This is a genomic window from Shewanella sp. P1-14-1, from assembly GCF_001401775.1.
GTDB lineage: Bacteria > Pseudomonadota > Gammaproteobacteria > Enterobacterales > Shewanellaceae > Shewanella > Shewanella japonica.
The window spans coordinates 29155-52497 of record NZ_LKTL01000016.1; the positions used below are offsets into that span (position 1 = coordinate 29155).

Below are 23343 nucleotides of genomic sequence, written 5' to 3' on the forward strand. Positions count from 1 at the left end.
GCTAAAAACCTCGCAATTGCGAGGTTTTTTTATTTTACTTTCTTAATGCTTGTTGGCTAATGACTTATCACTTATTTAAAAACTTGAAACAGCCCTAAATAAACCCACCTTGTCTTATACTAGTAACCGACTAGTTAACCGCTAACTCAATAAAACCACCAGCAGGTACAGTTTCATCATAATATAATCCGTCAAATTCATTGTTCAAAAGTTTATTACGATGCTGACTAATATTACTGGCGATACAAATTTTTTCTTCAGGCATTAACGTTCTAAACTGCATACTTGGTTTATTCCATTCAACAGTTCCCAGCTGTAACGATTCAGACATTGCCAATGGCGCAAGCCCATTATTATTACGTAAATAACAGCGTAAACCGCTACCAGCCTGCCCTATTGCCACTCTAAAGTTACTTAAATCAATGCAGACATAAACAATATCTACAAATAAATTAATGCCAGAATTAACCATACGGTCATTTAGGTAGCTCAACATATTAAACGGCTCAATGAGTGTGGTGCTCAATCCATTTCTAAATAACTTTAGTTTTTGATTTACGAAACTTCTTAATAGTACGCAGCCAAATGCAGCACGATTATCCTCGGGATGGAAATGAGCCATATACATCATTAAGTGATTGTCACCCACCATCGTTGAGTCAATAAAGTAGGCACTGACATCACTATTTTTGCAGAGGCTATAATGAATTTTAGCTGATGGATAACACACATTTGATGCAGGAAATAATTGCTGCTGAACACTTTTAGCCGCTTCTGAATTATGTTCAAGCAAACTGAAATTATCGGTTAACTCTTGGTAGGATAAATCCTGACTCATGTTTGCCGCTGAATTAATCACCGCGTCACTATCATTAAAATCGAGATGTTCTAATTGCGTGTTTTGTGGGGAAATAGCTTGCAAGATGGCTTGTTCGATAATACTAAAATCAGCCAAAGGTTTAACCAAATAATCACTGGCGCCATATCGCAAAGCCTCAACAACATCGGCCATGACATTGTTTCCAGAAATGACAATTGAAGGCACTGCTGGATTAATTTTAATAATTTGCTTGAGCATCCCTAACCCATCGAGTTTAGGCATACTCAAGTCTGCAATCACAATATCAACAGTATGAGCCTGAAACTCACTGACACCTTCGTTACCATCTGCGGCTTCGAATACAACGGCACCTTGCTGGACTAAAAAATCGGCCAACAATTGCCTAAAAACTGAATCATCTTCAACTAACAGCACAGCGACATCTGTTAATGCCATACTTTTCCCCGGCAGATTATCTACCGGCGAAATAATTAGTCCGGCAGGTTTACTCGAGCTCTAATAGGTATTCTTCGAGTAACTCGTCATCGTCTTGTTTTGAAGGCACATTGCCGTCATAAACTTTATAATCCATATACTGAAAATAGGCTTCTTTTACAAAGGTATATGGATCAAGCGCATTATCCAATAAGCGTTCTTGATCAATAGCAGCTGCACGAGAATCAAGGTTTTTTAAACCCCATTTCAAAATTGACTGCCATAACAAGAACTCTGATAAAGGAAAGTATAGACCATCAACCCAATCTGAGGCGAGTTCCCTTGTCACATAGGGGCCAAAAAAAGGCGCCATAAAATAAGGCCCATTTGGTACACCGTAATAGCCCAAAACTTCGTTAAATTGATCTTGTTTTCTTACCATCCCCATCATGTCAGCAACATCAATAATGCCGAATAAACCTAAGGTGGTATTAACTGTGAAGCGGCCACCAGCATTGGCCGCCCAGCCCCATTTTCCTTGTAATGCATTATTCACAAGTGAACTTGGCTCTTCAAAGTTACGTACAAAGTTATTGACACCTGATTTAACGGGTAAGGGTAAATAGTCGTTGTAGCCGTGGGCTATGGGGCGAAATAAATGCCTGTCTAGTACCAAGTAATTAAAGTCCCACATTGCACGGTTAAAACCTTCAATGGGGTCTCTTGGGTCGTTATAAATAACTTCAACTGCTGGTTTTACGGTTGCTTGAGGTGCATTGGTTGAAGCTTCTTCAGCGTGCGCTAAAAAAACCGAATTACCCAACATCAAAGAAAGTAACATCCATTTATACTTCATACATCTCTCTTTAGGGAATTAGTAACTACCAGCAATTGACAATAATTATTATACTAATGAGTACGTTATATACATATGATGAGATCAAATAGAGACTACAAAGAAAGTTGGAAATCATCATATTCTTGCTGATAGTGTTAAAGCTTAATCTTAGTAAGTCGATAAAAGAGCACTGAGGTTATAACTTGTTCGTTGAACTTATCGGCAACGATAAATAACAAAATTATTTAAACAATAAGTCAATATTTGTAAGTTTAGCAATGTTACAAATACCACCAAGTGACTTACGATTAGGCTACACAATGACTTTTAAGGATACGTGTGGCCAACAAGATATCAACCATTAAATTGTAATAGAACATATTATAAGGTGCTATTGCCCTGTTATGACAACTATCAAAACAAGTGCACATATAGACAAAAGTGAGGTAGGTGTCGCATTAAAAAATGCAGCTAAATCCCACAGTCTAGACTCGTCCTCGTCAAGGCCAGCATCGTCACAATTAGAGCAAGGTGCTGTGCTGGTTCCTGCTAAAATAATTACTGATAAACCAATAGCTAATTCTTCAATAAGTCGTGCGCAAGTGGATAAGCCTCAACCAGCAGCAGCGAATCCAAGTCAAGTTACACTTGATATAAAAGGTAAACAGATACAATTTAAACCGAGCCTGCAAGTCAACCAACTCTTGCAGGCTGGCGCTAAAGTCATGATTAGCGCCGAGCAAGTCACTCAGTTGACAACCAGCACACAGCCAAGCCCAACACAAGCCGTTAATCTAGGGCAACAACAAATTGTCATTGTGGGCCAGCCTGTTAGGCTTAACTTACCGGATGAAATTTTAAATATTGCCTATTCAAATGGAATTTCATCCAAGCAGCTTTTGACGTTAGCATCTCGACCACAAGGTTATCCGCTACCAATTGTAAACATCAATACCAATGTAATGAGATTCGATAATGGCACCAATGTCACTGTTTCAACATTACCCACACTACCTAGTGGTACCCAAGTTGCCTATGTATCTCAGATCGCAGGCAAACTGCAGCTCATATTAAGTCCAGTAAGACTTATAGAGTCGGTACCAATGACACTAAAAGTCGACCATATTACCGATGCGAGTACTAAGGCGGCGCCCAGCTTGACCTCCCAATTAGAGCAACGCATTATCACTCGAAATGAGCCGGTCCAGGTCTTATCGCAATTTTTAAAAAAGCTTGAGCACATGCCTGCAGCTATAGAGAATAGTCATACCAGACCGGTACAATCTAATACAACCACGTACCCAGTGCAGAATCCTGCTACAGAGTTGATTGCAAAACAAAGCCATCAAGAACAAGCTTTGTTTATAAAAATTAAAGATGTATTAACGAGTCCTTTCAATAACAGAAGCATTGACCTTCTCAACAGCAATGTTTCGCAATTATTATCTAAAGGGGCATCGTTATCTCCAGATCAGTTTAAACAACTCACCAACCTTATTCTGCAAATGGCTCAATCAAGCAATGCTGGGAGCTTGAGGGTGACGCAGGATCAAATAGCTGCGATTACTACGCAGGTGAATAAGTTAACCCCTCAAGCTAAGCTTGATGCCGCTCATATTAGCGCAGCAACTAAACTAACTGGCGAAACTGTGGCGAATACAGTCTCGAATAACACTGTGGCTGGTAATAGCCTAGTTAGTCATAGTAAGTCACCATTTGAAGTACTAAACCAAAATTTATCTAAAGCTGGTGCAATGCCCTCTCAGCAAGCCGATACTACTCAATCACAAAGCCTAGCATCACAACTATTAAAAATACTGCCTAAGCTCGATCCATCGCCAATAACTGAGTTAGTTAATCCTCAACTTCTAAAGGCTGAACTAACACAGCTTGCAAACCTTAACCTGAGCCAGACAGCATCTATTCCAAATAGCGCACTAATGGGCGGAGCAATAACAAGTCTATTTCAATTATTGCTCGGATTTAAACTCAAAAGTGTTAATACCAGTATGAGCCCGAAGCTGCAAAACTATATGGCTAAATTACAACAGAAAGTTATTAGTTCAATGACCGCCAATCATCCGATGCTAGCAGCATTAGATAAAGCGGGCAGCTTAGAATCACTCACTAAATTTGCATCAAGTGTGAACCTTTACCAACAAGCCAGTAATGAAAACAGTCAAACGCAGACTTGGTATTTTGCTTTACCTTATTCTATTGGGCAAAGAAATGAGCAGTTTGAAGGAAAATTTGAACAGTCCACAGCTAAGGATGAAGATGAAAAACAGCAAGGTTGGCGTCTTCAGCTTAAGTTTAACCTTGCCCACGGCCCATTACTAATTAATGCCCATAAACAAGGTAAGTACCTAGACTTAGCCTTCACTGGTGACAATCCTGCTATTTTGTCAAAAGTGGATTCATTTCAAGAAGCTTTAGCTGAAAAAATAAACCAAGCAGGCTTACAAGCGCGAGAGATAAAAACCACTGTAGCCCCAGTTGCCGCGACCTTATTACCTGGCGACCATTACTTGGTGAAAACCAACGCTTAATAAAGCTGGGAGAGTAAAACCAGTACAAGTGAAATCAGTGTTTAGTCAAAACACGTTTTTAATTGAAAGCAAAATAAAGAATAGGATATGTATGAGTAAGATTAAGAAAGCGGTTGCGTTGAGCTTTGATGGAAAAGAAGCGCCAAAAGTAACAGCAACAGGCAAGGATTTAGTCGCGCAAGAAATCATTGCTTTAGCAGAAGCAACGGGGGTTTATATCCATCAGGATGAGCATTTAAGTGAGTTTTTACAATTGCTAGAGCTAGGTGAAGAAGTTCCCAAAGAGCTCTACACGCTAATCGCAGAGCTCATTGCATTTGTCTATATGCTAGATGGTAAATTTCCTGAGCAATGGAACAACCTTCATCAAAGGATCCTAGATAAAGCCTAATGACAATGTACGCTATTTTTTATGTAAACGAATGATAAGTTCAGCTTCGGCTTTCGGTAATTCACATTCTTCCATTAATTCTTGTACCCCAGCGCCTAACCCCACCATTTTTAATGCGCGAGAATATAACTTAGACTGAGGATCTTGCTGACTGGCCTCTTCAATCATATCTGATTGTTTAGCAATCTTTTGCTCGAGTTCTAATACTCTTTTACCTACCCCTATGGTGCCACTTCTTAGCTCTTGCAGCTCGCGCTTAACCGACTCGCGCTGTCGATCATTTTCTTTCACTAACAAGGTAAGTGCATCAACTTTGCTTTGCAGCTTAGCTGTTTTTTTACTAAACACAGCCCAAAAAATTGCCCCTGCAACAACAATAATAGCGGTAAGAATCAGCAACTCTTGTGACATTTATTTTCCTTGGTAAATTTTTTTAGTCATTAAAACACAAAAGCCAGCAAAAAATAATGCTGGCTTTCATTGGTATAGCGTTAACACTATAACTGAGTGATTTCAGCCCACTCATCATCCGATAATAATTTATCTAAGTCGACTAAAATAAGTAACTCATTGTCACGGTTGCTCACACCTTGGATAAATTTAGCACTTTCTTCAGTGCCGACATTCGGTGCATTATCAATTTCAGAGCGGCGTAAGTAAACGACTTCAGCAACGCTATCCACTAAAATACCAATAACTTGTTTTTCAGCTTCAATGATCACGATACGAGACGAGTCATCGACCTCAGCCGAATCAAGGCCAAAGCGCGAGCGTGTATCAATAACAGTAACCACATTACCACGAAGATTAATAATACCCAGTACATATAATGGCGCACCTGGTACAGGGGCGATTTCAGTGTAACGTAACACCTCTTGTACTTGCATCACATTAATGCCGTAGGTTTCATTATCTAACTTAAATGTTACCCACTGTAAAACTACATCTTCTTTACCCGTAGCAACCGCTGCTACATTTCTTGAGTCTGTCATAAATAACCTCAGTCAATCGAATCTTGACAACCTAATCCTGCATCTAGCATTTCAATAAGCGCTTGCACGTTTAAAATGCCACACATTTGTTCTTTTACCACACCAGCAAGCCACGGACGCTTACCTGGTTTTTCACGCCAATTAACTTGTGATTTATCTATTTTTACTGCGTTAACTAATGACTCACAAGCCAAGCCCCAATCACTGTCTTCTAGCATTACTAAATACTGATAATCTACGCTTTCAGCCAATTCTTTAGTGTATTTCTCTGGCATAACCCAGCGGCAACTATCCACTACGTTAACTTTTTGCTCCCTGCGTGTTTGTACTCCTAAAAACCAATCCGGGCGACCTATTAGATGACTAATATGCTCTATTTTAACAATACCACCTAGACTTACCAATGGCACAGCAAGTGTCAGCCCTGCAACATTAAAAAACAGTACCTGAAACTCATTATCAAGCACTTCTTGCAAGTTTTGAGTGACACTTGGTGGTGTTGCTCCAGTTTGTAAAGCTGGAGATGACTCTCGTTTACTATCAAGGGTGTCTTCCCTTGAATGGTTTTTCTTTAATGATATATCGGCAGTTTTTTCAGATACTTTACTGACAGATGCGCCAGAAGTGTCAATTTTTTTATCTAGGCTGTTTGCCTGAGTTTCTGGGCTTGCTTGGGTAAGCTTTTCCCTCAATAACTGTGCTTTTAATTTAATATCATCTTGAACCTTGCTACTTGAAGGTTGTTTAATATCCGCAGCAAGATTTTCTTGTGCTTTTTCTAATGTAGGCTCGACAACACCTTGCTTCTTAATCGTTGCACTAACGGCTGGCTCAGCATGTTTCGACACGACTGAAAGCAATTTAGATAAAGCCGCTTTATCAACTGGAGGTTCAGCAAACGCTTTACTCTGTTGTGATGTGCCAGCAACCCTAGCCTCGTTGAGCTGCGGAACATCGTCAATTGGAGCGACAGGCTTGTGTACCACTTTGCTGTGCTTTTTCTTGAAATCTACTGAATTGATATCTCGAGGGTTAGCTGCTGTTTTTTCATTTACTGATGCCTCGTGAGTATCAATAGTCTTTTTCGTTGCGGCAATGGAGTTAGTTGCATTGTCTGTTTTAGCAGTTGTTGAATTAGATAAGGGAGTTTCGGAGTCAGCTAAGCCTGCCGGCTCTTCTGGAGCTTCTTGTAATAAAACAGAAAAAAAATCAAAAACAGTTTCGTCAACCGATTTTGACATGCTTAAACTCCTTGGCGAGCAAAAAATCTAATAGTCGATTATAAGCTTTCATACCTCGGCTGCTCGGGGAATAGTGAGAAGCAGGGACATGCGCAAGACTCGCATCTCTAAACTTAGTATCGACAGGAATAACATCTGGCCACAAGGTATCAGGATATTTTTCTTCTAACGACTGCAATGCAATAGGTGATGCTTTGGTTCTTCTATCGAACATGGTAGGTAAAATGGTAAAACTATAGGTCGTTTTTTTAGAACGCCCCATTAACCCCATTGTTTTAACCATACGTTCTAAGCCTTTAATCGCCAGAAATTCTGTTTGCACAGGAATAACGATATGCTGGCTCGCAGCCAATGCATTGACCATCAACACCCCTAAAATAGGTGGACAGTCGATGATAGCCACATCGTATTTATCTGCAAGTAACGAGGTCACATTTCTAAGCACTAACCCCATCCCCTCTTGATGACCGAGCGCTCTATCTAGGGTAGCAAGGGCCATTGAAGCAGGAATAATATCCAATCCATCTATGGATGTGGGAACGATATGCTTTTCAACACTTTCAAGAGTAAGGGTCTTATGTGAAAGGAAAATATCATATAGTGAACTTGGGATTTCTTCTGAATCAATGCCGAGATAGTAACCCAATGAAGCATGAGGATCCGTGTCAATCATAAGCACTTTTTGGCCACGTTTTACTAACGCACCCGCTAAACTTGCCACCGTTGTGGTTTTGCCGACACCACCCTTTTGATTAGCAATTGTCCATACTTTCAAATCACGCCTCATTACTCATAAGTGTTTGCACTATATTATTGTTATTGCTTGTTATTGCTATTACTAGGCTCAGCCTCACGTGTGGTAACTCTGATCCCCCCATGGGGTAAGGTAATCACTTTCACACCTTGTGCATTTTCAGTTACAACTCCGTTTGAAATGACTGAGTTTGAAAATTGCTGCTCAGCATTAGTGCTTGCCGCTGGTTGTGATGAAACCGCATCGCTCCCTGGGCCAAACGTCATTGTTATTCCTTCTCCATCAGCCGCTCTTGCCGCCAAAGCTTTAGTTTGATCAGGGTATTTCGCTAACCAATTGGCAATATCTGCAGCCTGTTCATCGGGTACCATCAATAATACTTGCGATGCTTTAAGCTCTTCTACTTGTTTTGTTAATTGTCGATTTTCTTTAGCAAGCTCAAAATAAAGTGCGCCAAGCGCAATCACTCCAATAACCAACAAAAACACGACAAGCATGTGCTGGGTCGACATTGAATGGCTCGCTTTAGCCACGAGCTGTCTCTTTCATAATAGCTTCAGCCATATTATCTAAGGCTATAGAGTGTGATGATATTCCCGCTGATGTAACGGCTTGAGGCATGCCATAAACAACACAACTCGCCTCATCTTGCGCCCAAATAGTGGCACCAGCGGCCTTTAACATTCTAGCACCTTCACGGCCATCTGCTCCCATTCCTGTTAGCACAACTGCCATAACATCGCTGCCAAATGCTTTTGAAGCAGAAGCAAAGGTAATATCGACACTGGGTTTGTAGTTCATGTCAGCATTACCTGCAATCACTTTTAATCGCCCTAGCGCCCCCGCTTTTTCTATCATCAATTGCATGCCACCTGGCGCTAAATACGCACAACCGGGTTTCAAGGTATCGCCAGTTTGTGCTTCTTTCACGTCAATTTTACATAAGCTATTAAGTCGACTGGCAAATGCTGGAGTAAAAGCAGCAGGCATATGTTGAATTAGCAATATTGGATGAGGATAACTAGCTGGAAATGAGGTCAAAATTTTCTGCAGTGCGACTGGACCACCTGTCGATGTGCCAATTAGCAATGCTTTATATTTTTTACCACTTGCTCGAATGGATGACACAGATGCGGCATTAACTGGTTGTTCGCTAGCTGCACTCGTTTTTGAACGCAGTGATGTCAGCGAACTAGTAGGCTTGCCTGTTGAATGACTACTCAACGGACGAGTAGTCGCATTGGCACGAGCTATAGGTTTATACAGTCTTCTACGACCTAACGCTTTTACCCTTTGTTGTAGTAGCTTAATCGCATCATCTTTATTAGATGCGATATCTTCAAATCGTTTAGGTAAAAAGTCTAACGCACCCGCATCTAATGCATCAAGCGTCGCCTGCGCACCATCATGGGTTAATGATGAAAACATTAAGATCGGTGTTGGATTCGAAGCCATGATATGGCGCACGGCAGTAATACCGTCCATAACAGGCATTTCAATATCCATAGTAATCACTTGAGGCTTAAGCTTCTCAGTCATCTCAATGGCTTCTTTGCCATTAACTGCAACACCAACAACTTCTAGGTCAGGATCTTGATTAACAATCTCACTGACCCGTCGTCTAAAGAAACTTGAGTCATCTACAACTAATACTTTGGTAGCCATTTAAGTCCTTAAAAATTGGAACTCTTACTTCTTATTCTTGGCGTAATATTTCAGCAATCCAGGTACATCTAAAATAAGTGCAATACCACCATCAGAAGTAATTGTTGCCCCAGCCATTCCTGGCGTACCTTGTAACATACTGCCAAGAGGTTTAATCACGACTTCTTCTTGGCCGATCAAGGCGTCAACTACAAAACCAATTTGCATTGTCCCTAACTGAACAATCACTACATGGCCTTGCTGCTTATCACCATGAGTAAAGTTGGTCTTATTTCGATGTAACCATTGCTCTAGATAGAATAGCGGTACCGCTTTATCACGCACAATGACAGTTAATTGACCATCTACTACATTTGTTTTAGTTAGATCGAGATGGAAAATTTCGTTAACACTTGATAACGGTAAAGCAAAGACTTGTTTAGCCACATCCACCATCAAGGTTGGCATAATTGCTAACGTCAGTGGCACTTTAATTTCTAAAATGGTGCCTTTACCCTTCACAGAATCAATATGTACGGTTCCGTTAAGCTGGGTAATACGTGTTTTAACGACATCCATACCAACACCACGGCCGGAGATGTCTGAAATTTCAACTTTGGTCGAAAAGCCTGGTGCGAAAATCAAGTTATAAGCTTCATTATCAGTCATTCTAGCGGCTGAATCTTCATCCAATACACCACGACTAATAGCAATTTCTTTTAACTTATCAGCATCCATTCCAGCGCCATCATCTTCAATTTTGAGAAGAATATGGTCACCTTCTTGACTTGCCGACAGGGTAATTGTACCTGCACGTGACTTGCCATTGGCTTCACGAGTGATAGGCATTTCAATACCATGATCTACTGAGTTTCTCACCAAGTGAACCAAAGGATCGGCTAATGCTTCAACCAAGTTTTTATCAAGGTCGGTATCTTCACCCACCATGACTAAATCAATTTCTTTATTTAATGTTCTCGCTAAATCACGTACAACTCGAGGGAAGCGACCAAACACTTTCTTGATCGGTTGCATACGTGTTTTCATCACTGCGCCTTGAAGGTCAGCAGTAACAAGATCGAGGTTAGCTAAAGCTTTAGACATCTCTTCATCATCGCGAGAAATACCTAAACTCACTAATCGATTTCTAACCAGAACCAACTCACCGACCATATTCATAATTTGGTCGAGTCTCGAGGTATCTACGCGAACAGTTGTCTCACCTTGAGGCATTTGCGCTTTTGCAGGCTCTGCCTTCTTAGCCACAGCTGCTTTAGGCGCTGCTGGCGCTTTTGCAACCGGAGCAGCTTTCTCTACTTTAGCTGCAGGAGTTGCAACTGGTTCAGCAGCTTTAGCTTGGGTAGTTTGCGCTTTATCTGCAGCTGACTGACTTGCGTTTGATGGCGATGAGCTTGTTGATGATGAAGCAGGCTTTGAGGATGTCGATGCTGTTGCTGCAGGTTTAACGGCCGCTGGTGCAGACCCCTTTCCATGCAACTCATCTAATAACTTTTCAAATTCGTCATCAGTAATATCATCGGCATCTACGGCAGGTTCTTGTTCAACTGGCGCAGGAGTCGCTTTCGCTGTTGGCGCGGCATTAAAACCACTTGAACCATGAAGCTCATCTAATAGCGCTTCAAATTCATCATCGGTGATTTCATCGCTGCTGGCGGCTGGTTCAGATTCAGCAACTGGCGCAATTGCAGGTTCAGGCTCAACTTGAGACGTTGGACTTTTTCCTTCACCATGAAGTGCATCAAGTAAAGCTTCGAATTCACTTTCGTCGATATCATCAATAGAGCCTGACGCATCTGAGATTTCGTCATCAAGTTGTGCTTCAACTGCAGGTTCTTCAACAGTCTCTACAACGTCTTCAGAAATTGATTCAATAAATTCTTCGACAACTTCAACTTCATGATCGGCATGAGTTGCGCTGCCAGCAAGCTCTGATGGTAAAGGCTCACCAGAACTTAATAATTTGAGTTTTTCCAACAACTCAGGATCAGCATCATCTTGTTGCTGACCTTGTTGAGTTTGTTCGAACATGCTGTTGATGGCATCAACTGCTTGCAGAATAATATCCATTAATTCTGCATTTACTTGGCGCTTGCCCGTTCTTAGTAAGTCAAAGGTATTTTCTGCCTCATGACACACATCGACCATTGGGCCTAAACTTAAAAATCCAGCACCACCTTTAACAGTGTGGAACCCTCTAAAAATAGCATTCAGTAAATCAGCATCATCAGGATTATTTTCAAGAGCGACAAGTTGCTCTTGCAGAAGCTCTAAAATTTCACCAGCTTCAATTAAAAAGTCCTGGAGTATCTCTTCATCAACATCAAAAGACATTAAATTTGACTCCTAGTTAGAAACCCAGACTTGAGAGCAGATCATCCACTTCATCTTGGCCAGTCACCACGTCTTCACGTGTTTCAGCATTCAAGATAGGGCCTTCTGCTTCAATTTTATTTTCATCAACGACCCGTGCCGAGTCAGCTGCATTTTCGCCAAAGATGGTTAGCATTGACACTAAACTGCTTTCCACTTCTCTGACTAAATCAATAACACGACGGATCATTTGCCCGGTTAAGTCTTGGAAATCTTGCGCCATCAATATCTGATTGAGCAATTCTCTTAATCGACTTGAGTCATGTTCGCTATGAGACATGATATGTTGAACGTCATGACACAGAGCCTTAAACTCATTAAGAGCAATGTCTCTACGCATCAATTTATCCCACATTGGCGTGACCGATTGAATGTTATTTATTATTGTATCGGCCAAAGGTAAACATTCTTCAACTGCATCCATGGTTTTATTTGCAGCTTGCTCTGTCATATCGATGACAAAGTTCAATCTTTCTTTTGCGTCAGGTATTTCGTTGTTGGCAAGTTCGGCTAAACGCGTATCTAATTGGAATTCATTTAATGAACTGTGTAATTGACGTGTCAATTTACCCACTTCATCAAACAACTCTCTTTGAAGCGGCGCTGATAAGTCACGAATGACGTCATCAGCTTGTTCTTGTTGTCCATCTTCAAGTAGTGCTACGAGCTGCTTGGCTTGCTCAAGGTCGATTAACCCCGATATTGCTGCCTGCATAACTTATCCTTAGCTTATGCTAAACGCTCAAAGATTTTATCGAGTTTTTCTTTTAGCGTTGCAGCGGTAAACGGTTTAACAACATAACCATTCACACCAGCTTGCGCTGCTGCGATAATTTGTTCGCGTTTTGCTTCTGCGGTCACCATTAAAACAGGTAAATGTTTTAATGAATCATCAGCACGAATAGCCTTTAGCAAATCAATTCCTTGCATGCCTGGCATATTCCAGTCAGTGACAACAAAATCAAATTCGCTTTTTTGTAACATTGGTAAGGCGGTTGAGCCATCATCTGCTTCTTGGGTATTATTAAACCCCAAGTCTCGCAACAAGTTCTTGATGATGCGTCTCATTGTTGAAAAGTCATCAACAATAAGAATCTTCATATTCTTGTCCAAGGTTTCCTCCGGTGAGCTTCACACTGTGCTTTTATTAATAATTATACCTGTGTCCAATGCTTAAGCTTGCCTTTAAGACGCAGCATTGCCTGACTTAATATCTGGCTAACACGCGACTCGCTGACCTCAAGAATGGCACCGATTTCTTTTAAATTTAATGCTTCGTCATAATATAGCGACAAAACTAACGCATCTCTTTCGGGTAATGTTGTAATTGCTTCGGCTAACGCAGATTTAAACTGAGTTTCAGCTAAAGAATCAAAATTTTCATCGTGAGTTGTTTCCTCACTTACAATCACATCTTCAGAAACACCAAGATCTTCTATTCCGATGACTTTACCGACTGACACATCATTGAGAATATGGTGATATTCTTCTAATGTCATTTCTAGCTTTTCAGCAATTTCGGTATCTCTAGCATCACGGCCAAGTTCTTGTCCTAGTTCATCAATAACCTGAGCCACTCGGCGCTGATTACGGTGCACAGAACGAGGAACCCAGTCTCCGCGACGGATTTCATCAATCATAGAGCCACGAATTCTGATGCCTGCAAAGGTTTCAAATTTTGCCCCTTTGCTTCCATCAAACTTCGTTGATGCTTCTAGCAACCCCATCATCCCTGCTTGTAATAAGTCATCTAATTGCACTGATGCTGGCAGCCTTGCTAGCATGTGATGTGCAATTCTTTTTACCAACGGAGCATACTGTTCAACAATTGAAGTTTTATTATCAAACTGAGTATACGCGGCGGCTTTATTCACTCGTAGTATCCTCTTGTGGATCTTTACGCTGAACTAAACGTTCAACAAAAAATTCAAGATGTCCACCAGGCTGTTGCGGTATCGGCCAGCTCATAATTTTATTCGCTAAACCGTGGTATGCAATGGCCGCAGGAGACTTAGGAAAGGCTTCGATAACTAATTTTTGTTTACGTACAGACTTACGTAAGTTCTCATCGAATGGCACCGTAGCAACCAATTCTAAAGCCACATCTAAGAATCTATCGGTTACTTTACTCAGTTTGGCAAATAACTCCATACCTTCGCGTAAACTTCGTACCATATTTGCTACAATTTTGAACCGGAACACACCATGTTCACGACTCAGAATTTTTATCAAGGCATATGCATCGGTAATTGATGTCGGTTCATCACAAACCACAATCAATACATCTTGTGAAGCACGAGAGAAACTTAACACCATATCTGAAATACCTGCTGCCGTATCGACAATCAGTACATCAAACTGGGTTTTCATTTCGCTGAAAGCACGAATTAGTCCAACGTGCTGAGCTTGAGTCAACTCAACCATCGCTTGTGTACCTGAAGTGGCCGGTACAATACCGATCCCTTTAGGACCACGAACGATAATATCATCCAGTTCAGCTTCGCCAGACAGTACATGAGATAAGTTACGTTCAGCTCGAATACCGAGCATCACATCGACGTTCGCTAAGCCTAAATCGGCATCAAGTACGAGTACTCGTTTACCTTTCTCAGCAAGGGCAACAGCTGTATTAATTGACACACTGGTTTTACCCACGCCGCCTTTACCGCCACTTACTGCGATTACTTTTACTTTGTCGTTATTTGGTTGATTCATCATACGTAAACCACTTGCTTGATCTCGGGTCATATTTTTACTCGAATGCGTAGGCCATGTCATTTGACCACGCAGTGTCAGGTGACGTTTGAGGTTTGGTGTCGTTTAATGCTGCTAACGCTTGTTTTGCTAACATTAGCGTATCTGCAACTTGCATATCTTCTGGAACACGTTGACCATCAGTTACATAACTTAATGGTAACCCATTTTGAATCAATACACTTAATGCGCCGGCAATCGATACGGATTCATCTAGTTTTGTCAAAATAACTCCCGATAACGGGATGCGTTTAAAATGCTCAACTGCATCTTGTAACACTCTGCGTTGTGAAGTTGCTGACATCACTAAATAACTTCTAATCGGTATTCTTGTATTTGCCATTAAATCATCTAATTGCTGATATAGGCGTAAATCACGTTGTCCCATACCTGCAGTATCTATTAATACTAACTTACGATTCTTAAACTGATAAAGAATTTGTTCTAATTCAGCTAAATCATGTGCCTGTTTAACAGGACAGCCCATTATTTTGCCATAAGTTGCTAATTGCTCAAAGGCTCCAATACGATAATGATCGGTTGTAATTAATGCAACTTGCTCTGGGCCATGATGTGCAGCAAATCGAGCAGCTAGTTTTGCTAGTGAGGTCGTTTTTCCAACACCTGTTGGACCAACAAAAGCAACAACGCCACCAGTGCGCACAATATCATCACCTTGGTTATCTAATAAGTTCGCTAAACTCTGTGGTAGTGCTCTAACCAAATCCGCTGGGGTATATTGTTGACTAAGCCCTGCTAATTTTGCGGCGACAGCAGGAGAAAACTCAGCATTAATGAGTTTACTTTCAAGCATAGCCCCAACTGGGTCTGTACGTTTTTTCTGATCCTTCATCAATGATGAAACTTGATGGGTCAACAATCCGCGTAATGACGCCATTTCTTCTCGCATGGCTTCCATTTCTTCAGATTGACTATGATTTCTAGATGAACTTCTTGGTTGGTCGAATTGCGGCTGCGGTTTAATGTCAGCTTTAGCGGCTTTAGTATCTTGAAGCTGTTTTGCCCAATCAGGTAATTCCGTTTCTTCTACTCGCTGAGTCATCTGTTGCTGTAAACGATTATGCTGCTTTTCTAATAACGCTTGCAGAGAGTCTGCCGCAGGTGGTGGGCTCACTTTGGTCTGGGCTTTAACTGATGGCTTGTTGATACCTAACGAAACTTGGTCATCACTCACGTCCATAAAACCAGGAACAGGTGAGTTCACTGCAACATCAGCTTTTGGCTCGTCGTAATCAACAGCTGCAACAATTTCTATACCACCAGTGACTTTCTTATTTGACATGATCACAGCATCTGACCCCAAGGTGTCTTTCACTTGAGCTAATGCTGAACGCATGTCTTTGGCAAAAAATCGTTTAATTTTCACTTAACACCTCTTTCAAACAGAAAGTCATCGCTATTGCCCTACTGCAGATACTATGCGTATTTGCTTTTCATCAGGAATTTCTTGATAAGAAATAACCCGTAAATTCGGGATAGTATATTTAACAAATCGTGACAGCGTTGACCTTAGCATACCTGATGTCAATAAAATGGCTGGCTGACCGACCATTTCTTGCTTCTGAGAAGCGTCTAATAATGACTTCTGCATGCGTTCTGCAAGGCCTGGTTCAATATTTGGCCCTTCACCGCCTGTCGCTTGCATAGACTTGTGCAACATCTGTTCCAACTCTGGCGCCAATGTTATGACAGGGATTTCTAATTCTGGTCCAGATATCTCTTGAACAATCATTCTCTTCAATGCAATCCGCACTGCGGCTGTTAATACTTCAGTATCATTACTCTTTGTACCGTATTCTAACAGTGTTTGCACTATTGTACGTAAATCTCGTATAGAAACACCTTCATTAAGAAGGTTTTGCATCACTTTAACCACTGAGCCAAGTGGCATGATGTCTGGAATAAAGCCATCAATAAGCTTCGGAGAGTTTTTAGCTAGCATGTCCATTAATTGCTGTACTTCTTCGTAGCCCAGTAATTTCGCAGCATTGTTCGTCAATAACTGACTAATATGAGTCGCTACTACCGTTGCGGTATCCACGACCGTATACCCTAATGTTTGGGCATGTTCACGCTGCTCAGGTGCTATCCATACCGCTTCTAAACCAAAGGCTGGGTCAGTTGTCTCTATGCCATCAAGTTTACCGTAAACTTGTCCCGGGTTGATGGCAAGTTCACAGTCGTGCCTAACTTCAGCCTCACCAACAACAACGCCCATCAGCGAGATTCGATAACTATTTGGTGATAAATCCAAGTTGTCGCGAATATGCACAGCGGGAACAAGGAAGCCTAACTCTTGAGATAGTTTTTTACGCACCCCTTTAATACGGCCAAGTAATTCGCCGCCTTGACCTTTATCCACAAGAGGAATTAAGCGATACCCCACTTCTAGTCCAATAGTGTCAACATGTTGAACATCTTCCCAGCTCAGCTCTTTGGGTTCAGCATCTTTAACTTCTGCTGGGCTGCTCACAGCTTTTTCAAGGGCCGCAGTTTTAGCGTCATTATTACGTTTATAAATCATGTAAGCTGCAATGCCAGTAATCACAGCAAAAGTTAAGAAAGCAAAATGAGGCATTCCAGGGACAATACCCATGATGAACAATACAGCAGATGCAATCGCCATTGATTTATGACTATCAAACATCTGGCTAATCATCATACCGCCCATGTCACCAGATTCATTTTGACGAGTGACCATTAATGCAGCAGCAATCGATAGTAACAATCCTGGAATTTGAGCAACTAAGCCATCACCAATAGTGAGCAGAGTATAAATTTCAACGGCACTCGAAAAATCTAGCCCATGTTGCACCATACCAATAACAAAGCCACCAAGAATGTTGATGACCAAAATCATGATACCCGCAATGGCATCACCTTTTACAAATTTTGACGCACCATCCATCGCACCGTAAAAATCTGCCTCTTTAGTCACTTCAGCACGTCTAACTCGAGCTTGGTCTTGCGTCAATGTACCTGCGTTAAGGTCAGCATCAATCGCCATTTGTTTGCCGGGCATAGCATCCAATGTAAAGCGAGCACTGACCTCAGAAATACGTCCAGCACCTTTAGTCACAACGGCAAAATTGATAATAATCAAGATAAGGAAAACCACTAAACCGACAGCATAGTTACCACCGATAACGACTGAGCCAAATGCCTCAATGACTTTACCTGCAGCATCTCCACCGTTGTGGCCTTCTAACAATACAATCCGAGTGGAAGCGACATTGAGCGCTAGACGTAATAAGGTCGCAACGAGAAGCACACTAGGGAAAGCAGCAAAATCTAATGGACGATCAGAATAAATAGCAACTAACAGCACGACCAGAGCAAGTGCAATGTTAAATGAAAACAAGATATCGAGTAAAAATGCGGGCATTGGTAGCACGACCATGCCGAGTGCAGCAAGTACCAATAGCGGTGTACCAACACCTTTGAAAGTACTGAATCTAACTTGTTTAACTTGGCCTAATGCTGCTTTTACATCCATCAGTAGGAAACCTTTATAGTAATATTCTTGACGCTAACGTCTCTAATTAGCAATTACTACGCCAAAAGAAAGGTTCAAACAGAAATACTCAGCTGAGTGGCCAAGTTATAACCAAAAAACAATAAATAAATCTCAGTTAGTGTTTTAAGTCATCGGGGATGGGTTGATTTAAAGGAATAGGTTTAGGGCGCTTCCCTTTGCCTTTTTGATATTGTTTAAGTTGAAAAACATAGGCCAGAATTTGAGCAACAGCAGTAAAGAGCCCTTCTGGCACTTGCTGTTCAATTTTCGTCGTATGATAAATGGCACGAGCCAAAGGCGGTGCAGAGACAATCGGTACTTCATGCTCTCGAGCAATTTCGCGTATTTTAAATGCGACATCATCCACACCTTTCGCCACTAAAAATGGCGCAGATGATTGCATAACATCGTATTTTACAGCCACTGCGTAATGCTCGGGGTTTACCACAATAACATCGGCATTAGGGACTTCAGACATCATGCGCTTATTCGCCATTTCATGCTGCATTTGCCTAATACGCCCTTTCACTTCCGGCTTACCTTCAGTGTCTTTATATTCATCTTTTACTTCTTGTTTGGTCATTTTTAATTGTTTGTTGTGATTCCATATTTGAAATGGCACATCAATAATTACAATGAATAACATCGAAGAACACAGTAAAATAAACATCCACACTAATAGCTCTAGCGCATGATATACATTGCCAGGCAAGTGGTCAGTCGACAGTGTTAAAATGTCAAAGAAGTAAAAACTTAACAAGAAATAGGCTGAAATGGCCACCACAGAAAATTTGGCAATCCCCTTAGTCAGCTCTACCAATGCTTGAGTACCAAACATCCGCTTAAAGCCTTTGGCAGGATTCATTTTACTGCCTTTAGGCATAAAAGCTTTTACAGAAAACGTCATACCACCAAGAATGATATTACCGATAAATGCGATGACAGTTAAAAAGCCAATAAAGCTGAATAACGGGAACGCGAGCTCTGTGCCAATAATTCCCCAAACGAGAAACATGGAGTTGGTATCAAAAATCTGGTCACGTTCCATGGTCAAAATTTGCGTCATGATGGTGTGCAGACTTCGCGCAAGGTTTGGCCCCACAATAGCAAAGCCCACTGCTGATGCGAGTAATACCGCCGCAGTACCTAATTCTTTTGAACGTGCCACCTGCCCCTTATCACGCGACTGTTGCAGTCGCTTGGCGGTGGGTTCCTCGGTGCGTTCTTGACCAGTATCTTCTGCCATCAGTAATTTACCGAGTTATCGAGCCGTCAGTTTGACAGGTCAGTTGCAAAATATCACACATCAATACTTGGCCTTGCAGCCAAACCTCATCGAAATGAGACATGATGGGTCCTAAAGTTAACCACAAAATTAGCAATCCACTCACCATAGTGACTGGAAAACCAATTGCGAAAATATTTAATTGAGGTGATGCACGAGTCATTACCCCAAAAGAAAGGTTTATTAATAATAAGGCGACAATCGCTGAAATTGACATGGTGAGTGCAGCGCCAAACATATAGCCACCAAACTCAGCAAGTCTGCGATAATTTGTAATTGTGAAGCCCTGATTTGAAATAGGAATCGTATCAAAACTCGCCACCAGCATAGTAAACATCAGCAAATGCCCGTCCACGGCAAGAAAAATCAATGTTGCCAATAATAAAAAGAAATTACCTACAACGGGTGTCTGCTGTCCTGAGCCTGGGTCAACCATTGACGCAAAACCCAAACTGGTTTGCATACCAATAATTTGTCCAGTTAATACAAAAGTTTGCATGACCAAAATAGTGACAAACCCCATTGCAGTACCGATAAGGATTTGTTGTGCTGTAATAAACACTGCACTTAACGAAAATAGCTCAATATTGCCAACGGGTTCAGGTAACACAGGCGCCACAGCAATGGTAATGGCGACTGATAATAATAAGCGGACTCTTGCTGGAGTGGTGTTAGCGCCAAATACCGCCATGACCATCAACATTGAGGAAATTCTAAATAACGGCCAGACATAAGCTGCTATTGTTTGGCTAATTTCCTCAAATAGAATCTCCATCAAGCTAGCCTATCACTTGCGGGATCATATCAACCATGGTGTAAAAGAAATCCATCATGGTTTGCACTAACCAATGGCCTAAAAACATTAATGAAAAAAGCGTCATTAACAGCCTTGGTAAAAAGCTTAAGGTTTGTTCATTAATTGAGGTGGCCGCTTGAAACACAGCGACAATTAAACCGACAAAAAGACCCGGTAAAATAATCGCTGATACGATCAATACAATAACCGACAGCCCTTCGCGAAATATATCAATTAACGACTCTGGTGACATAGTTGGCCCTTACGTGCCGAAACTGTTGGCAAGTGTTCCCATGACTAATCCCCAACCATCAACTAATACAAACAACATAATCTTGAATGGTAAAGAAACAATCATCGGCGATAACATCATCATACCCATCGCCATCAAAATACTCGCAACCACTAAATCGAGCACCAAAAATGGCACAAACAACATAAAGCCAATTTGAAAAGCAGTTTTTAATTCGCTGGTGATAAAAGCAGGTACCAGAACACTCATAGGCACTTGCTCTGGAGATGAGATATTGGTGTAACCAGAAATTTCAATAAAGGTTTCTAAGTCTGTGGTTCTGACTTGAGACAGCATAAATGCCCTAAGTGGCTCTTTGCCTACCTCATACGCTTGCTGCATCGTCAGTGATTCATTGATATATGGCTCAACCGCTTGGTCGTAAATTTTGTCGAAGACTGGCGCCATGATAAAAAATGTCATGAACATGCTCATACCAATCAACACTTGGTTTGAAGGGGTTTGCTGTAATCCAAGCGCTTGACGCAAAATAGAAAGCACGACAATGATACGGGTAAATGAAGTCAGCATGATGACCATGGCTGGAATAAAGCTCATCGCCGTCATCAATAACAAGATCTGCATTGTTACTGAATATTCAGTGCTACCATCGGCCCCTGTTGTGACTGTGACGGCTTTTAAAATACCGTCTTCTGCAAAACTATAAGGGGTGAAAAATAATGCCGTCAATAATGTCAGAACAATCCATTTTTTCATTATCGTTATTCCTTGGAAGCTGACTTAGCTTGCTCTTTGGCTTGCTTTAAACGGCTTGCAAATGAAGTGGTTTCAACTTGTACTGCGCTGTCTAATTTTTCAATCAGATTCACTTGCTGCGCGGTCACGCCGAGTAAATATTGTTGGCCTTCTAGCTCAACAAGCACCAGTTTTTCTTTTTGCCCTAACGGCGTCATTGCAACGGTTTTTATGACACCTTGATTAGATTGAACGAGGTTTAGCTTTTTAACGATGTATGCCAGAACAAAAATGATCGCAATCACTAATATCAGGCCACCCATCATACTGGATAAGGCTGCAATATTTGATGTTTCCGCCCCCCGAGTAGCCACCATGGGTGACGCAGCCTCATTGACAGCAGAACTCGCAATGGCGAACAAACTAACAGCATTTAACACAAATAAATCCTTTACTAATTGATGGGTGTTTTATCTCTATTTTACTTAAGCTTTTTGATCCGTTCAGTTTGGCTGATCACATCTGTTAGGCGAATACCAAATTTATCATTCACCACAACCACTTCACCATGGGCAATCAAGGTACCATTAACCATAACATCTAATGGTTCACCCGCCACCCTATCAAGCTCAACAACTGAACCTTGGTTAAGTTGCAGTAAATTACGAATACTAATAAAGCTTCGCCCTACTTCCATCGAGATGGTTACAGGAATGTCCATGATGCTATCAAGTTTTTCTGCTTCTTCTTTTGAAATAGGCGCAGATTCATCAACTAACTCATCAAGCTCGACTTGTTCAGCAACATTTGCTTCTTCAAGAGCTTGCTCTGCCATCGCTGCAGCCCAATCATCAGTATCATCACTCATTACTTCACCTTATAATTCTGAAATATCACGCGCTTTACCTTTCTTGCGCGTAATTAATTGTAGTTCCGATTTAGCGGTTTCTGGTCGAGGTATTTTCTCGCTGATTTTTAACGCTAAGTTATCTCTAGACTTACCTAATTTACATCGATAAGTCGGTAAATCTTCGATTCGCATCATGATGTGTTCTGGTAATTCAATCGGTATCACATCACCAGCTTTAAACTCCATGACATCTCTAAGAGTCACTTCATGTTCAATAATATTGGCATCGATTCCAACCTGCACGTCCATGATTTCATCACGTAATGCTTGGCCCCAGCGCATGTCGGTATCTTGTTTATCACTTTGTACACCCGCATCTAATAATTCTCGAATCGGCTCAATCATTGAATACGGCATCGTGATATGAAAATCACCACCGCCACCATCCACTTCAATGTGGAATGAGTTAATCACCACAACTTCAGTTGGGCTCACAATATTCGCCATTGCAGGGTTAACTTCAGAGTCAAGGTACTCAAATTCGACATCCATCACTGGCGCCCAAGCATCCTTGTAATCTTCAAAAATAATTTTCAGCAATAGTTGTACAATGCGACGCTCGGTCGGGGTAAATTCACGTCCCTCAATCTTGGCGTGGAAACGTCCATCACCACCAAAGAAGTTATCAACGAGAATAAATACCAGACGTGCTTCCATCGTGATAAGTGCAGTCCCTTTTAACGGACTGAAACGCACCATATTTAAACTTGTTGGCACAAATAACGTATGCACGTACTCGCCAAACTTGAGCATTTGTACGCCATTAATCGAGACTTCGGCTGCACGGCGCATCATATTAAACATGCTAATGCGAAGATGACGAGCAAAACGTTCGTTTACAATTTCCAGCGTCGGCATTCGCCCACGCACAATTCTATCTTGAGATGAGAAGTCATATACCCGAGTATCGTCATTCTCATTAATGTCATCTTCATCGACATCATCAACACCATGGAGTAGCGCATCAATTTCGTCTTGGCTTAATAAATCACTCACGTCATCACCTTGGCTTTTTCA

The 23343-nt window shown here is 41.4% G+C and carries 24 protein-coding genes; 2 read left to right on the top strand and 22 right to left on the bottom strand.

The annotated features are described in order from the left end of the window. Positions 1-130: 130 nt before the first annotated feature. Positions 131-1276: a response regulator gene (locus tag AN944_RS12690; RefSeq protein ID WP_055025000.1), complete on the bottom strand. Its 1146-nt coding sequence runs from the start codon at positions 1274-1276 to the stop codon at positions 131-133. 49 nt (positions 1277-1325) lie between these two features. Next, positions 1326-2111, bottom strand: coding sequence for a VacJ family lipoprotein (locus tag AN944_RS12695; protein WP_055025001.1), 786 nt, complete (start codon positions 2109-2111; stop codon positions 1326-1328). 386 nt (positions 2112-2497) lie between these two features. Here AN944_RS12695 and AN944_RS12700 point away from each other — a divergent pair, with 386 nt between their 5' ends. Next, positions 2498-4642 carry a flagellar hook-length control protein FliK gene (locus AN944_RS12700; protein ID WP_055025002.1) on the top strand — a complete coding sequence of 715 codons (2145 nt, stop codon included), beginning with the start codon at positions 2498-2500 and terminating at the stop codon, positions 4640-4642. A 91-nt stretch (positions 4643-4733) separates the two neighbouring features. Next, positions 4734-5033 (top strand): EscU/YscU/HrcU family type III secretion system export apparatus switch protein, encoded by a 300-nt coding sequence (locus AN944_RS12705; RefSeq protein ID WP_055025003.1) that lies wholly within the window; start codon positions 4734-4736, stop codon positions 5031-5033. A gap of 12 nt (positions 5034-5045) precedes the next feature. Here the strand turns inward: AN944_RS12705 and AN944_RS12710 are convergent, their stop codons facing one another. The 20 genes from AN944_RS12710 to fliM all read right to left on the bottom strand — a co-directional run bounded on the left by AN944_RS12710 (position 5046) and on the right by fliM (position 23322). Further along, positions 5046-5444, bottom strand: coding sequence for a DUF2802 domain-containing protein (locus tag AN944_RS12710; protein ID WP_055025004.1), 399 nt, complete (start codon positions 5442-5444; stop codon positions 5046-5048). 86 nt (positions 5445-5530) lie between these two features. Further along, entirely contained in the window at positions 5531-6025 is a 495-nt protein-coding gene (locus tag AN944_RS12715; protein WP_055025005.1) for a chemotaxis protein CheW, read from the bottom strand. A gap of 8 nt (positions 6026-6033) precedes the next feature. Next, complete coding sequence (locus tag AN944_RS12720; RefSeq protein ID WP_055025006.1) at positions 6034-7266, bottom strand: chemotaxis protein CheW; 1233 nt, start codon at positions 7264-7266, stop codon at positions 6034-6036. Then, complete coding sequence (locus AN944_RS12725) at positions 7250-8041, bottom strand: ParA family protein (protein WP_055025007.1); 792 nt, start codon at positions 8039-8041, stop codon at positions 7250-7252. The genes AN944_RS12720 and AN944_RS12725 overlap by 17 nt, the downstream gene beginning before the upstream one ends. Positions 8042-8082: 41 nt before the next feature. Then, the gene (locus tag AN944_RS12730) at positions 8083-8553 is read right to left on the bottom strand and encodes a hypothetical protein (protein WP_055025008.1); all 471 of its coding nucleotides are present in this window, start codon (positions 8551-8553) and stop codon (positions 8083-8085) included. Beyond that, complete coding sequence (locus AN944_RS12735; RefSeq protein WP_055025009.1) at positions 8546-9685, bottom strand: chemotaxis response regulator protein-glutamate methylesterase; 1140 nt, start codon at positions 9683-9685, stop codon at positions 8546-8548. The genes AN944_RS12730 and AN944_RS12735 overlap by 8 nt, the downstream gene beginning before the upstream one ends. Before the next feature lie 24 nt (positions 9686-9709). Next, positions 9710-12016, bottom strand: a complete 2307-nt coding sequence (locus AN944_RS12740) for a chemotaxis protein CheA (RefSeq protein ID WP_055025010.1) — start codon at positions 12014-12016, stop codon at positions 9710-9712. A 16-nt stretch (positions 12017-12032) separates the two neighbouring features. Next, positions 12033-12770 (bottom strand): protein phosphatase CheZ, encoded by a 738-nt coding sequence (locus tag AN944_RS12745; RefSeq protein ID WP_055025011.1) that lies wholly within the window; start codon positions 12768-12770, stop codon positions 12033-12035. A gap of 14 nt (positions 12771-12784) precedes the next feature. Then, entirely contained in the window at positions 12785-13168 is a 384-nt protein-coding gene (cheY, locus tag AN944_RS12750; RefSeq protein WP_080916243.1) for a chemotaxis response regulator CheY, read from the bottom strand. A gap of 41 nt (positions 13169-13209) precedes the next feature. Then, a complete protein-coding gene (locus AN944_RS12755; RefSeq protein ID WP_055025013.1) occupies positions 13210-13929 on the bottom strand; it encodes an RNA polymerase sigma factor FliA in 720 nt (239 codons plus the stop codon). Further along, entirely contained in the window at positions 13922-14803 is an 882-nt protein-coding gene (locus tag AN944_RS12760; protein ID WP_055025014.1) for a MinD/ParA family protein, read from the bottom strand. The genes AN944_RS12755 and AN944_RS12760 overlap by 8 nt, the downstream gene beginning before the upstream one ends. 4 nt (positions 14804-14807) lie before the next feature. Next, positions 14808-16196, bottom strand: a complete 1389-nt coding sequence (gene flhF / locus AN944_RS12765) for a flagellar biosynthesis protein FlhF (RefSeq protein ID WP_055025015.1) — start codon at positions 16194-16196, stop codon at positions 14808-14810. A 30-nt stretch (positions 16197-16226) separates the two neighbouring features. Next, positions 16227-18326, bottom strand: a complete 2100-nt coding sequence (gene flhA / locus AN944_RS12770; RefSeq protein ID WP_055025016.1) for a flagellar biosynthesis protein FlhA — start codon at positions 18324-18326, stop codon at positions 16227-16229. Between the two features lie 136 nt (positions 18327-18462). Then, on the bottom strand, positions 18463-19593 hold the full coding sequence (gene flhB / locus AN944_RS12775; RefSeq protein WP_055025017.1) for a flagellar biosynthesis protein FlhB: 1131 nt from the start codon (positions 19591-19593) through the stop codon (positions 18463-18465). Between the two features lie 7 nt (positions 19594-19600). Then, complete coding sequence (gene fliR / locus AN944_RS12780; RefSeq protein ID WP_055025018.1) at positions 19601-20407, bottom strand: flagellar biosynthetic protein FliR; 807 nt, start codon at positions 20405-20407, stop codon at positions 19601-19603. Positions 20408-20411: 4 nt separating this feature from the next. Continuing rightward, positions 20412-20681 (bottom strand): flagellar biosynthesis protein FliQ, encoded by a 270-nt coding sequence (gene fliQ / locus AN944_RS12785; RefSeq protein ID WP_055025019.1) that lies wholly within the window; start codon positions 20679-20681, stop codon positions 20412-20414. 9 nt (positions 20682-20690) lie between these two features. Next, positions 20691-21437, bottom strand: a complete 747-nt coding sequence (gene fliP, locus AN944_RS12790) for a flagellar type III secretion system pore protein FliP (protein WP_055025020.1) — start codon at positions 21435-21437, stop codon at positions 20691-20693. A 5-nt stretch (positions 21438-21442) separates the two neighbouring features. Next, the gene (gene fliO / locus AN944_RS12795; RefSeq protein WP_055025021.1) at positions 21443-21856 is read right to left on the bottom strand and encodes a flagellar biosynthetic protein FliO; all 414 of its coding nucleotides are present in this window, start codon (positions 21854-21856) and stop codon (positions 21443-21445) included. Positions 21857-21897: 41 nt separating this feature from the next. Continuing rightward, positions 21898-22284: a flagellar motor switch protein FliN gene (fliN, locus tag AN944_RS12800; protein WP_055025022.1), complete on the bottom strand. Its 387-nt coding sequence runs from the start codon at positions 22282-22284 to the stop codon at positions 21898-21900. 9 nt (positions 22285-22293) lie between these two features. Next, the gene (gene fliM, locus AN944_RS12805) at positions 22294-23322 is read right to left on the bottom strand and encodes a flagellar motor switch protein FliM (protein WP_055025023.1); all 1029 of its coding nucleotides are present in this window, start codon (positions 23320-23322) and stop codon (positions 22294-22296) included. Positions 23323-23343: the final 21 nt, after the last annotated feature.